This is a genomic window from Pseudoalteromonas luteoviolacea (genome assembly GCF_001696455.1).
Lineage (GTDB): Bacteria > Pseudomonadota > Gammaproteobacteria > Enterobacterales > Alteromonadaceae > Pseudoalteromonas > Pseudoalteromonas luteoviolacea_C.
On the sequence record NZ_MAUJ01000010.1, the window covers coordinates 103,063 to 116,715 of the forward strand.

13 protein-coding genes are annotated in these 13,653 nt (G+C 45.4%); 4 read left to right on the top strand and 9 right to left on the bottom strand.

The window, feature by feature from the left end; genetic code table 11:
- Positions 1-44: 44 nt before the first annotated feature.
- Positions 45-248: an MbtH family protein gene (locus A7985_RS21695; protein ID WP_063372442.1), complete on the bottom strand. Its 204-nt coding sequence runs from the start codon at positions 246-248 to the stop codon at positions 45-47.
- A 56-nt stretch (positions 249-304) separates the two neighbouring features.
- On the bottom strand, positions 305-2,737 hold the full coding sequence (locus tag A7985_RS21700; RefSeq protein WP_065792539.1) for a penicillin acylase family protein: 2,433 nt from the start codon (positions 2,735-2,737) through the stop codon (positions 305-307).
- 293 nt (positions 2,738-3,030) lie between these two features.
- Between A7985_RS21700 and A7985_RS21705 the strand changes: the two genes are divergently transcribed.
- The gene (locus A7985_RS21705; protein WP_065792540.1) at positions 3,031-3,567 is read left to right on the top strand and encodes an RNA polymerase sigma factor; all 537 of its coding nucleotides are present in this window, start codon (positions 3,031-3,033) and stop codon (positions 3,565-3,567) included.
- 7 nt (positions 3,568-3,574) lie between these two features.
- Here the strand turns inward: A7985_RS21705 and A7985_RS21710 are convergent, their stop codons facing one another.
- The gene (locus A7985_RS21710) at positions 3,575-4,033 is read right to left on the bottom strand and encodes a TerB family tellurite resistance protein (RefSeq protein ID WP_065792541.1); all 459 of its coding nucleotides are present in this window, start codon (positions 4,031-4,033) and stop codon (positions 3,575-3,577) included.
- 82 nt (positions 4,034-4,115) lie between these two features.
- Here A7985_RS21710 and A7985_RS21715 point away from each other — a divergent pair, with 82 nt between their 5' ends.
- Positions 4,116-4,481 carry a hypothetical protein gene (locus tag A7985_RS21715; protein ID WP_065792542.1) on the top strand — a complete coding sequence of 122 codons (366 nt, stop codon included), beginning with the start codon at positions 4,116-4,118 and terminating at the stop codon, positions 4,479-4,481.
- 51 nt (positions 4,482-4,532) lie between these two features.
- On the opposite strand, the gene A7985_RS21720 is transcribed toward A7985_RS21715, so the two are convergent.
- From A7985_RS21720 to fabR, 6 genes are all read right to left on the bottom strand, one after another.
- Entirely contained in the window at positions 4,533-5,135 is a 603-nt protein-coding gene (locus A7985_RS21720) for a hypothetical protein (protein ID WP_065792543.1), read from the bottom strand.
- 88 nt (positions 5,136-5,223) lie between these two features.
- Positions 5,224-5,823 carry a 3-isopropylmalate dehydratase small subunit gene (gene leuD, locus A7985_RS21725; protein WP_065792544.1) on the bottom strand — a complete coding sequence of 200 codons (600 nt, stop codon included), beginning with the start codon at positions 5,821-5,823 and terminating at the stop codon, positions 5,224-5,226.
- On the bottom strand, positions 5,820-7,223 hold the full coding sequence (gene leuC / locus A7985_RS21730) for a 3-isopropylmalate dehydratase large subunit (RefSeq protein WP_065792545.1): 1,404 nt from the start codon (positions 7,221-7,223) through the stop codon (positions 5,820-5,822). Before leuC ends, leuD begins: the two co-directional genes overlap by 4 nt.
- 49 nt (positions 7,224-7,272) lie before the next feature.
- A complete protein-coding gene (gene leuB / locus A7985_RS21735) occupies positions 7,273-8,349 on the bottom strand; it encodes a 3-isopropylmalate dehydrogenase (RefSeq protein WP_065792546.1) in 1,077 nt (358 codons plus the stop codon).
- Positions 8,346-9,893, bottom strand: a complete 1,548-nt coding sequence (gene leuA / locus A7985_RS21740; protein WP_065792547.1) for a 2-isopropylmalate synthase — start codon at positions 9,891-9,893, stop codon at positions 8,346-8,348. Before leuA ends, leuB begins: the two co-directional genes overlap by 4 nt.
- Positions 9,894-10,303: 410 nt before the next feature.
- Complete coding sequence (gene fabR / locus A7985_RS21745) at positions 10,304-10,924, bottom strand: HTH-type transcriptional repressor FabR (protein WP_065792548.1); 621 nt, start codon at positions 10,922-10,924, stop codon at positions 10,304-10,306.
- A 111-nt stretch (positions 10,925-11,035) separates the two neighbouring features.
- Here fabR and A7985_RS21750 point away from each other — a divergent pair, with 111 nt between their 5' ends.
- Positions 11,036-12,169, top strand: a complete 1,134-nt coding sequence (locus A7985_RS21750) for an acyl-CoA desaturase (protein WP_065792549.1) — start codon at positions 11,036-11,038, stop codon at positions 12,167-12,169.
- A 45-nt stretch (positions 12,170-12,214) separates the two neighbouring features.
- A complete protein-coding gene (sthA, locus tag A7985_RS21755; protein ID WP_065792550.1) occupies positions 12,215-13,651 on the top strand; it encodes a Si-specific NAD(P)(+) transhydrogenase in 1,437 nt (478 codons plus the stop codon).
- The last annotated feature ends 2 nt before the right edge of the window (positions 13,652-13,653 follow it).

The window sequence follows — 13,653 nt, forward strand, 5'->3', positions numbered from 1 at the left end:
AAGAGCGGCTTGCTTGCAAGACGCTCAATTGTCGCGTACACGTTTTATTGAGCCATTGCGTTTCTGAGGCTCAAGGGACGCATATCTGTCCAATGTGTTTTGATATGCTCAAGACACGTAGCCTTGTCACCACTCACACCCGTGTCTTGCCAACCGCCGGGTACTGATTTGTAACTAGGCCACAAAGAGTACTGTTCTTCGTGATTCATGATCACTTTAAAAGTGCCGTTTTCGTTATCGAAACTCATCACATTTTTCCAAAATTTAGACTGTCGCCACTGTGACGCGCGACAGTCTAAGATTTTTAGTCTTTTTTCACAGTAAGTGTCATTTCACTAATTTTGCCCTGTTTAATTTGCGCATCGGTATACGGCAAATCAATCAGGCCTTTACCTGCGGCATAGTGCTCACTGGCATCGGTAAAGTGCGGCGAATTAGGGTTGTTACTCTGTGAATAAGTCAATAAGCCACGTGCCTGTGGACCGTGCTCATTGAAGCCAACCACCATCATCCAGCTAGATCCATAGTTAATTGGGTAACCGTCTGTACTCAAACCCGTACTCACTGTCCAATTTTCATTTAACACTTCCTTCAGCGGCGGTGCTAATTGGGGTGCAAATGATGTTAAATCCATCGCATTGGTTGTCGAGTAGATGTTAAAACCACCACTATTGTGCTCCGCACCAGGCCAAGGGATACGACGATTGCCCTTTTGTAAGTACTGTAGCTCGCCCAATGACGCATCAATGGCAAAACCGGCATTTTCAAGTTGCTTACTCGCAGCCAATAACTTAACCAACGTTGCTTTCTCTGCTTTTACAATGCTCGGGGTCACTGCAGGAAATGCAGGGTTAAATTGAACTAGCAGATTGTCATCTTCTAGCAAGCTAAAGAATTCTTTTGCGAGCGGCGCCGACACAGAGTTTGCATTAAATTTGCCATCCCACTTTGCAAATGCACGACATGCTGGGTCTACAGGCATACTCAAAGTGTCGGTCACTTTAAGCGTCTGGCCTGAATAGATCACACACGCAGCCATCACCGTTGGTTTGTACAACTCAAATGAGGCACTAGTACCAGTTACAATGCTTTCGAGCTCATGACGATCAAATTTCCCATCAGCACCACGCGCAAAACGCAATAAATTTAAGTTGTAGCGAGTTCGGCGCGTTTGCTTATCATCAGTGTGGCCATACAGCGGCGAGTAGCCAGTCAATTTTTCATTTAGGTTGGTTAACCAATATGAGTTATTGGCATTTTGCACATAATCTTGACGACGTAACTTAGGTGCTCGCTCGTAAGGAACTTCTTGCTGGTATACCAGTGCACTGCTGGTGCCCGGTAACACGGCCATACGCGTGTTTTTATACACTTGTGAAATCACCGGGTGTGAGCGCAATAACTCTTCGCCCATGGCAGGTAAATCAGGCACATTAGAATCATCTATAAAGAACACCTCACCCAACTTGTCAGCAACTAAGGTGTTGTTGAAAGCCAATCCATCATGATTCTTGAAGGTATCAATAAAACTATCTAAATTGGTTGCTCGGTTCATTGCCAACCAATGATCGATACCGCCTAAGTTATCAAGATTCGTGTCACGGACCACATAGGCATTTTTGCTATCCCATGGGAAGTTTTTCTGATCTTCGATAACGTAGCCGATTGGGGTCGTGAAGTAGTCTTTTTTCATCGTGAGCACACCCATCGGGGTGAGTACTTCTACGTTAACTTGTTGTTTCTCGATATCGACCCACTGACCATCAAACTTGTATTGCAGCGGGTTTTGCGGGTTCAACTCCAACTGATAAACCACTTCATGCCTTGACGCAGAATAAGTATGCGTCCAAGCAAGGTCTTCATTAAAGCCGATATTTACAATGCCGGGGACCCCAACCACTGACGCGCCCATGGTACTAAAATCCCCCTCAACACTGGCATGATTAGCCCAAAAGCGCAGGTTACCATTGAAAGGAAAGTGCGGATTTGCAAGCAGTAGACCACGGCCATTGCTCGTCACTTCATGGCCTAATGCCCAACCGTTCGAGCCCTGCGTTAACTGTTTAGGTTGATAATCAGTATTGCTGGCCATTAACCACGGTTTATCAGATTGCTGCGCTTGCTTTGCAATCGTCGGCAGCCACTCGTTACCGGTCCCTGGGTTTGCTTGTAATATCTGGACTAATAAACGCCCAATGCTGTTTTGTGTCGCAGAAGCCAACACTGATGCAACTACATCAACCCCCTCGATTGGTTTTACCCATGCTTTGCCGCTACAAGCTGGTGCCAGCTCAGCTTTACCCGCTTGTACATCTAGCAAATATTGGTTATAACCCGCCGCAAAGCCGTCAGCCAATGCACGAGTGTCCGCCGACAAATTAGCGTATTCTCGGGCAACTCTGCCATGTAGGTCGATGATTTTGTAACCTAAGTCTAAGCTAACAAAAAAGTTATCCTGACCATTTTTATGCGGTCCCAAATACTTAGCGCGCTCGCCTCTCACTCGAACATAGCCGTCCGCCAAGATACACGCATGATCTTGCGCTTGCGCATAGGCATTACCGTAGCCAAGCCCATACAAAGATTTAGCTTGAATATGCGGGATACCATGCTCGGTACGCGTGATTTTCACGTCTTCACTCAAATACTGATTGGACGTGCTCGCTTGTGCGATGAAATGACACCCAGAAATGGCAAAAGCTGCCAACACAGGTACTACCGTAGATTTTAACTTCATAGATTTCCTTAATTTTTTACGCTGTTAAAAATTCAAACCCGTGCAGACATGACGCATATAAACAGAAAAAAAAAACTGAAAGTCATATAACTCCCTCAACGACCCATTGTTGTTAAAAGCAGAACAAAAGTAAGTAAAAAGAAACTGTAATTAATAACAGGTTAATGACAGTTTAATTAGCAAAGGTGCATAAAAGACTTGACTGATAATGCGAGATCAAAATAACATAATAGTGATAATTATTCTCATTATCTATTACGGATCAACTTTCAGGACAAATAGGAGTAAAAACAGTGCAGCAGCTCTGTGTTAAGTGGTCAAAAGTTATTGCAGAAAATGAAGCTAAATTACTGGCTTATTTGAACAATATTTTACGCTGCCCTTATCTAGCCGAGGACGCATTACAGGACACATTCATTCGTTTATCAGGAATGTCTAAATGTCAGGATTGCCAAGTTAAAAATACCAAGAGTTACTGTTATCAGGTCGCAAGGAATATCGCCATTGATATGATCCGCAAACAAAATAGAGAATCTCTCGTCGATTTAGAGTCTATTCAAACAGAGCAATTTGATGATGAAAGCTCCAATATCGAAGAAAAGTACATCGATGCACAACTTTCAGATAAGGTAAACACCACCATCGGCAAGCTTTCACAACGCCATCAAAATGTTGTCAGCTTCTATCGTGATGGTCGCTTAAAACAAAAAGAAATTGCCAAGATGTATCATATTTCCCCGACTTTAGTGAATTTCATGATCAAAGAAGCTATTCAGTCTTGCCAAAACGAATTGCAAGCCGGTGCCGTCGCCGGTGCCGTCGCCCACTGATGACGGGCTAATCAGCTAGGCCTAGCGCGTCTTTGGCGCGCAACTTAGCTGAAATAAAGTCACCGTGTGCCACATACATCAACCCAGCGATTTTCCGCACCGTATAGTCTTCCTGCGGATCTAATTTACCATCTGAAAATGCGACTAGCCACATCAGCTCTATTACTTCAATACGGGCATCCTCATCGGTATGCTCATTAACGACTTTGATAAAGCGGTGTAGATCAATCGCCGTATCTACTAATTGCTGTGCCTCGGAACGTATTAATTCGCTGCTTTGCGCGCTTAGCTGGCATTGACGTTGTAGCAGCTTAGCAACCATCTCCAGCTCTTGCGGTAAAATCTCATTGTCTGCACGCATCACTTCAACCATCAGCGCGGCCAGTGCGGTAGCAAAGCTCATAGAGGCTTGTTCTTCTTGCGAATTATTTAAGCTTGCTAAAAACTCTTTGACTCGTTCTAACAATTGTCGCTCCTTTTGATACAATTAAGTATCGTCTAAACAGTGGTTTTAATTCATATTACCCAAGCAGTTTAAGGTTTCATACATGCTTAAAAGTCTTTTCACTCTGCTGATTTTTATCTCTGCCGTGTTACTCAGCGCCTGTCACTTTACACCTGGAAAAATTGGTGTCTCAGAAAAATACTATGACTTTGATCATAAAGTACATTACGAACAAACTAAGTATAGCGATGACCACTACTATTTGAAGATAAAGTCAGACTCTTACAATCATTTTTTGCAACAAAGTGTGTTTTTATTGCGTCATAGTCAATCTCTCTGTCAAGGTCGAAAACCGCAACTATTATTGCACGGAGGTGTACAAAAATTTGACCGATTGCCAACAACCCCTCGTGCCTATGAACCAGACTTAAGTGTTGAAGTGACTTGCGTCACGAGCGAAAAAGAATAAATAATTTGACGAGCGCACTTCAGATGAGTGCGCTAAACACTAAAGGGGATCTTAGTCTTTATAACCCCAAGGCGCTTTTGGCGCTTTTACCGGTTTAGTTAAATCAAAGTCGACTCTAAATTCACGCCCTTCACGTACTAAACGATAAGTAAACTTATCGTCATAGATGAACATTTGCCAAGTATTACCTATCGACTGTGGGATCTCTTGGGCGATAAATAACTCTTTTGAATACTGATCAGCCGGGAATGATTGTACGGTGTCAAAGCCCGCATCGACCGTGTGGCCGCCGTACATGGTTGACGCATCGTCGCTACCATCTTTATGGCGGTGGTCGTGCTTTAAGCTTAACCCGCTCCCTGTCTTAGTGATGATCCACGTACGTGATGCATCTTTACCAACGTGGAATGGCACTTGAAGTTCACGCTCATTGCAACGGCGAACATGCATCACCAATCGCGCTTCACTAAATGAACTTGGCCCTTGGTTATCAACCGTCACTTTCCCTTCGTAAGCTTTACCACAGTGCGCTTTAATTCTGTCAAAAAACGCATCATGAGTCGGGATTGATACCAAGGGTGCTGGTCGAGCAATGGCCGTGCTACTCGCAACTAAGGTTGCTGCAACCATAAGAGAGGCAGAGAACTTATTCATTGAAGTGTTCCTAAATATGAAAAGCCAAAGGCTAAAGGGCCTTTGGCTTAATGGCAAAAAAATGCGATGGTTGCAGTGTCGGTTAAGATTACTGCCAAGGTCTAACGGCTGCGAGTTGCTGCTCAAAAGCATCGATATGTTGGTTCAGTTGCTCCGTTTCACCAATAAAATCTAATCCGCTTAACAGTCTAGCTTTGATATCTGGACGTACTGAAAATGGAATAGATGCAAACTGCTCACTGATAATTTGCTGATTCTCAAGATCAATCTCTACATGTATCTGTTCATGCTGATCGCACAAAGCAAACAAATCATCGAGTGTTTTCGCGTCCAGAGCAATGCACAACATTTGATTGTTGCCACAGTTATTGAAAAATATATCAGCAAAACTTTCGGCCAAAATAATCGTGAAGCCGTACTGCTTTAATGCCCACGGCGCATGTTCACGTGAGGAACCACAGCCAAAATTATCACGGGTCAATAATACCGTTGCACCTTGGTAACGCGGGTAATTTAAAACAAACTCAGGATCTGCATCACCGCTGTCCAAATAACGCCAATCATAAAATAGCGCCTTATCAAAACCCTCTCGACTCGTCGAAGTTAAAAACTGCTTTGGAATAATCTGGTCAGTATCCACATTGTTTTTATCCAAAGGTGCCATTAGTCCAGTGTGATAGATACTCATGCTTGTGCTCCTCGGATATCAGTAAAGTGCCCGGCAATCGCCGCCGCTGCCGCCATTGCAGGACTCACAAGGTGGGTGCGTCCACCTCGCCCTTGGCGACCCTCAAAATTTCGATTTGAAGTGGAGGCGCAGCGCTTCCCTGAACCAAGTCGATCGTCATTCATGGCGAGACACATAGAGCAGCCAGGCTCTCGCCACTCAAAACCTGCAGCGACAAAAATATCCGCCAACCCTTCCTCTTCGGCTTGCTGTTTGACCAAGCCAGAGCCGGGCACAATTAACGCTTCTACGCCATCAGCCACTGTTTGCCCTTTTACAATCTCTGCTGCCGCACGTAAATCTTCAATACGACTATTGGTACAAGAACCAATAAATACGGTATCCACTTTTGCGTCAGACAGTTTTTGCCCAGCTTCCAGCCCCATATATTTCAAAGCGGAACGCATTGAATCGGCCTTAATTAAATCCTGTTCTTTATCGGGATCTGGGATAGGCTCATCAATGCCTATCACCTGCTCTGGACTTGTGCCCCATGTCACTTGCGGCTGAATATCTTGTGCAGCCATTTCAACAACACGATCGAACTTCGCCCCCTCATCTGAGTGGAGCGTTTTCCAGTAATCGACAGCCTGTGCAAACTCATCACCTTTGGGCGCAAATGGACGACCCTCTAAATAGGCATAAGTGGTTTCATCAGGCGCAATTAAACCAGCTTTAGCGCCCATCTCAATGCTCATATTACACAGCGTCATGCGCGATTCCATTGACAGAGACTCTATGGCACTGCCACAAAACTCTGCTACATAACCTGTTCCACCAGCGGTGCCTAACTCACCAATCACAGCCATAATTAAGTCTTTTGCGGTGACGGTTGGACGCAACTGACCATTAATTTGGATTTTTAGAGATTTCGCTTTTTTCTGTTGTAGTGTTTGAGTCGCCAGTACATGCTCCACTTCTGAGGTGCCAATACCATGTGCTAATGCCCCAAAAGCGCCATGGGTAGAAGTGTGACTATCACCACATACAATCGTTGTGCCCGGTAAGGTTATGCCTTGCTCAGGCCCCATAACATGTACAATCCCTTGGTTTATAGACTCTAAATCGTACAGTCGAACACCAAACTCTTTGCAGTTTTCTGCCAACGCTTGCAGCTGGTTTTTACTCACTTCGCTGGCCGCGTCAATTGAGCGGCTTTTTGTCGACACATTGTGATCCATCGTTGCAAAGGTTTTTTCAGGACAACGTACTGGACGGTTTTTCTCGCGTAGCCCCGCAAATGCCTGTGGAGAAGTGACCTCATGGACTAAGTGCCTATCCACGTAAAGTAAGTCGGTTTGCTCATTAATTTTGGCAACCACATGGGCTTGCCATATTTTGTCGTATAAAGTTTGTGCCACTTGCTACATCCTTTCTTTAAACGCTAAATTACGCATTCATGGTTTATTACTAGATGCGATTCACAATCGCTTGAGCAACATCCAAAGTTGTGTATGCCGCCTGTGGGTAAATATCTGGGGTACCAATCCCCTGAGCCACGGCTTCAGCTACCGCTTTTTCGATACGTCTAGCAGCTTCATCTTCGCCTAATGAATAGCGCAACATCAGTGCTGCACTTAAGATTTGTGCGATTGGATTGGCTATTCCCTGCCCCGCAATATCAGGCGCCGAACCGCCCGCAGGCTCGTATAAACCAAACCCTGACTGGTTTAAGCTTGCCGAGGGCAATAGCCCCATCGAGCCCGTGATCATGGCGCACTCATCCGATAAAATGTCGCCAAACAAGTTGTCGCACAACAGCACATCAAATTGGCTGGGTTGCTTCACCAATTGCATGGCTGCGTTATCAATGTAGATATGATCTAGCGTGACATCTGGGTACTCTTTACTCACCTCTATAACCACTTCACGCCATAAGACGCTGGACGCCAATACATTGGACTTATCTACCGATGTCACATGATTACTGCGTAACCTTGCCGCTTCAAAGGCAAAGCGTGCAATGCGTTCAATCTCTTTGCGGCTATATTTCTGCGTATCAAACGCATACTCTTCTTCACCACTGCCATCACGCCCTTTATCACCGAAGTAAATCCCGCCAGTCAGCTCTCTAACACATAAAATATCAAAGCCCTGCGCACTAATATCAGCACGCAGTGGTGATGCCGCGCTCAGTGCAGGCAGCAGTTGTGCTGGTCTCAGGTTGCAAAACAAGCCAAAGTGCTTACGTAGCGGCAATAAAGACGCGCGCTCAGGTTGTTGTTCTGGTGGTAAATCCGCCCATTTAGGACCGCCAACTGAACCAAAAAGAATCGCATCTGCGGCTTCACATGCCGCTAATGTTTGTGCGGGTAACGCCTGACCAAATTCATCAATGGCAGCACCGCCAATCGCTTGCGGTACCAAGTCTAAGTGAAACGCAAACTCTTTACTCACGCGATTTAACACCAGCTCTGCAGCTGCCATTACTTCAGGGCCAATGCCATCCCCCGCTAGAACTGCGACCTGATAACTTTTCTGACTCATCCTGCTTTCCTTTGTTGCTTTAGATCCGACACTTTGCGTGCCCTATCAATTAAGTTGTATACACGTATCATCGCCCTGACAGATGCTTCAACCACATCTGCTGCCAAGCCCGCACCGTGATATTGGCGGCCATCAAACTTGGCGATGATATTGACTTGGCCCAGTGAACTTGCACCTTGACCTGTTGCTTCTAAGTTGTATTCGATTACTTCAACTGCTTGCCCTGTTATGCGCTCAATGGCCAAAAACGCAGCTTCTACTGGGCCATTACCCGTCGCAGCTTCTTGACACAAGTCATCACCCAGACTCATGCCCACTGTTGCACTGGCAATAGATTGAGAGTTCGATGATGCGTTTACAAATTGCAGCTGATAAAACTCATCCTGCTCAGCTAACTTGTTGAAGTGGATCATCGCTTCAAGGTCATAGTCGTAAACGGTGCCCTTTTGATCTGCCAATTCTAAGAAACTGGTATAAAGCTGATCCATATCGTAATCTTCGGCTTGGTAGCCCAATTCAGACAAACGATGTTCGATAACATGGCGTCCCGAGCGAGACGTCATATTGAGTTGATTGTTTGGCACCCCCACGGTTTCGGGTGCCATGATTTCATAGGTATTTTGCGCTTTTAAAACACCGTCTTGGTGAATGCCCGAGCTGTGTGCAAACGCATTTTCCCCAACGATGGCCTTGTTTGGCTGTACTGGCATATTGCATATTGTTGCAACCTGCCGCGATGCCCGGTAAATCTCTTCACTGCGAATATCCGTATGCACCTTCAAGTGGTCTTGGCGCATTTGCATAATCATCGCCACTTCTTCTAGTGAGCAGTTGCCCGCGCGCTCACCAATGCCATTGATGGTACATTCAATTTGTCTTGCACCGGCTTGCACTGCCGCAATAGAATTTGCCACTGCCAAGCCCAAATCATTGTGGCAATGTACGCTTAAGCGGGCTTTATCAATGTTTGCGACGTTATTGCGCAAATGATGGATAATTGCCGCGTACTCATCGGGGGTGGTGTAACCCACAGTATCAGGAATATTGATGGTTGTTGCACCCGCACTGATTGCTCGATCAACCACTTTGCATAAATCGTCAAAGGGAGTTCGACCCGCATCTTCACATGAAAATTCGACATCATCGGTATATTGAAGTGCTTGCTTTATCGAACGTTCAGCCATTTCAATGACGTCATCTAGGGACTTGCGCAACTTGTGCTTTAAATGCAGCGGGCTGGTCGCAATGAAAGTATGGATGCGCGGCTGCTGAGCGCCCTTTAACGCCAGACCACAGGCCTCAATATCTTTTGGCATCGCGCGAGCTAGCCCGCAAATAGCAGGGCCTTTAACCTCATTCGCAATACGCTGCACCGCTCTAAAGTCCGCAGGGCTTGATACTGGAAACCCAACTTCCATCACATCTACATTGAGTCGACTAATGGTGTGCGCTAATTGAATCTTATCTTCTTCGGTTAAGCTGGCTTTTAAAGCCTGCTCGCCATCTCTTAATGTTGTATCAAAAATCCAGACCTTGTCCTGCATTCCTATTTCCTCGCGCAAAATAAAAAACCCCGCTCTATGGCGGGGTTTGCTATTTGGTTGCTCACGACACGCAACTAAGCCCCGCCCTTACTTAAAGTAAGCAGTAAGAGGTTAAGCAAAATTGACAGTAGCGTGATATTTTTCATTTGAGCAATCGTACCTGTTGATGAATTGACTATGTTTTAACACGTGCAAAAACAACAGATCAAGCATAATTTTTTCACAAAACACATGAAAAAGCGGACATTAAAGAAATAAAAATCCACAAAGTGCAAGATTTTAAGATTTTACATCCACATACTCACCTAGTTTTAGATTTTAAATAGGTTAATAACCCACTTCATGTGGTTAAAAATTGTGGACGAAAAAAAACCGCCAATTGGCGGATTTCTTTTCAAACGCGGGGTCTGCTATAAGCTCTTATCGGGCTCTTTTTGATATCCAGATGCCCCTTTAGCGATATAACGTAGTTGCCATATTAAACGCTCAGTTAATTCTTCTCGTTGTTGTGGATCCAGATCGAGCGCTTCAGCACCAGAACTGAATACGATGGTCACCATGGCTTCCGCTTGCATGTAAGCATGATGTGCTTCGACTTTAGTTTCTGATTCCAAGTAATGCGCTAATTCCAGAATAAAGTGTTTAATTTCGCGTGCTACCGCGGCGCGAAATGCAGGAGAAGTACCTGAGCGTTCTCTTAGAAGCAGACGAAATTGGTTGCTAGACGTTTCGATGAATTCCATGAAGGTCAGTACAGAGGTGTTAATCACGCTGCCTCCACTCGCAATACGACGCCTAGCCTGACGCATTAATTGGCGCAGCGTCAAGCCGGCTTCATCGACTAAGGTAAGGCCTAATTCATTCATATCTTTGAAGTGGCGATAAAAAGAAGTTGGCGCAATACCCGCTTCTCGAGCGACTTCACGTAAGCTCAGGTTCGAAAAGCTGTGCTCGGCGCTTAACTGGTTAAATGCCGCCTCAATCAGCGCCTGTCGCGTTTTTTGTTTTTGTTGTGCACGCACACCCGACATGAATGACCCCTTCTAAATTCACTATATTGTGCTCTTTGGGCAGTCTAATACTTGACGGCGCAAGAATGAAATACTATTTTAGCGTACAAGTGTACGCTGAGATTTTAAAAAATGAAAAAACCGCCGATTATTTGGACTAATGTAATATTTTTTAGTCTGTCGTTTTTAGCCGCCGTCACCCTCGTCCCTTGGTATGGGTATGAGTATGGTTATACCCTGACCCACTGGGTCGCATTTATCGCCTGTATGTTTTATGCAGGCATGTCGATTACTGCGGGTTACCACCGTCTCTGGGCACATAAAGCCTATGAAACCCACCCAATAATCCAGGTATTTTTTGCTTTGGGCGGCGCATTTGCGCTGCAAAATAGTATTTTACATTGGAGCAGTGATCATCGAGTGCACCACGGTCAGGTTGATGATCCAGTTAAAGATCCGTATGCCGCAACCCGTGGTTTTTGGTATAGCCACATAGGTTGGATGTTAAGAGACTACCAAGGCGACGGCTACGGTGATTATAGTAATGCACGAGATTTACAGCGTAACAAAATCGTGATGTGGCAGCACAAACACTATTTAAAATTGGTACTGCTCACCAATATTGGTATTCCGCTGCTGCTGGGTTTGGCCCTTGGCGATATCTTTGGCATGCTACTGCTGGCCGGTGTACTACGCTTAGTATTAAGTCAACACTTCACCTTTTTTATTAACTCTTTGGCGCACATATGGGGCAGTCGTCCATACACTGAAAAAAATACAGCAAGAGACAACGGCTTCTTGGCATTGCTGACTTACGGTGAGGGATACCACAACTTCCATCATATTTTTGCCAGTGACTATCGCAACGGCATTCGCTGGTATCATTACGATCCAACCAAATGGATGATCCGCGCGCTGGCCTATTTGGGCTTAGCCAGCAAACTCAAGCGTACACCTGTTGAACGCATTGAAAAAGCCAAAGCAGAAACGCTTTTGAACAAAACAAAAGTTACGCTCGCAAAATTGCCTTTAGCCCAAGATAAGCTTACATTGTTACAACAAGAATATGATTTGCTTCTGAAAAAGCTTCAGCACTTCTGTGCGATACAAAAGCAAGTACTGGAAGCGAAAAAACATGCCGTGTTAGAACAATGCGAACAATCAGCTCTGCACAAACAGTATTTGGAGTTAGAACAAGCTTGGCATACACAAAAACAGGCGTGGTTAGCACTTAACTCGAGGCTGTTAAAAGGCGCGGCAAGTTAGCCCCATGCTGTACCGACGCCTCCCAATAGCAAGTAAGGCGAGGCCGTGACAAAATCTAAAGACAAACCAACAGACACTCCTACAAAGTCATATCAGTATGACGCCATCATCATAGGTACTGGACCCGGTGGCGAAGGCGCCGCAATGAATTTGTCAAAAAGCCAGAAAAAAGTAGCCGTAATCGAAAAGCAAACCTCGGTCGGCGGCGGTTGTGTGCACTGGGGTACCATTCCATCAAAAGCATTGCGACACTCAGTCAGTCGACTTATCGAATATAAAGCCAATCCACTTTACCGATTTACCGAGCGTCCAAAACGGCTCACGTTTCAAGATATTTTGAATCATGCCAGCGACGTTATTGGCAAACAATCGTCACTACGCTCAAGTTTCTACGACCGTAATCGCATTCATATGTACCAAGGTGAAGCCAGTTTTGTAGACGCCCATACCATTCGTGTTACACACTTAGACGGCTCACAAGATACCCTCACAGCGCAAACCATCGTCATCGCTACGGGCTCTCGACCATACCGCCCACCAGGCGTCGACTTCGATCACCCAAGGGTGTACGACAGTGACACGATTTTAAAGTTAGAACATAATCCACAGCGCGTTATCGTCTATGGTGCAGGGGTGATAGGCTGTGAATATGCGTCAATATTCAAAGGGCTAGGTGCTAAAGTAGACCTTATTAATACCCGCGATAGATTACTGTCGTTTATGGATGATGAAATTTCCGATGCACTGAGCTACCACTTTTGGAATAGCGGTATCGTGATCCGCCATAACGAAGAATATGCAAAAGTCGAAACCTCTGATCAAGGTGTTATCTTACACCTTCAATCTGGCAAAAAAGTCAAAGCGGATTGTATTCTATGGGCCAATGGCCGCACGGGTAATACGGACAGCTTAAACCTTGAAACCGTTGGGTTAAAAGCCGATGGTCGTGGCCAGTTGCGCGTCAATGAGTATTATCAGACTGAATTAGATAATATCTACGCAGTCGGTGATGTCATTGGATACCCAAGTTTAGCCAGTGCTGCCTTTGATCAGGGGCGAATTGCAGCCAATGCAATTGCCAATGGTCAGTGTGACGATCGCTTAATTACCGATATTCCAACTGGCATTTATACCATACCCGAAATGAGCTCAGTGGGAAAAACCGAGCAAGAGCTTACCGCTGCAAAGATCCCTTATGAGGTGGGTCGCGCCCAGTTTAAACACCTAGCACGGGCACAAATTGCCAGCACAGAAGTGGGCAGTTTAAAAATCTTATTCCACACCAAAACCAAAGAAATACTGGGCATTCATTGTTTTGGCGAGCGTGCGTCAGAGATTGTCCACATTGGTCAAGCCATCATGGAACAAAAAGGGGAAGGCAATAACGTTGAGTATTTTGTCAATACCACCTTCAATTACCCAACGATGGCTGAAGCCTACCGTGTTGCAGCGCTCAATGGCTTGAACAGACTCTGTGACTAGCC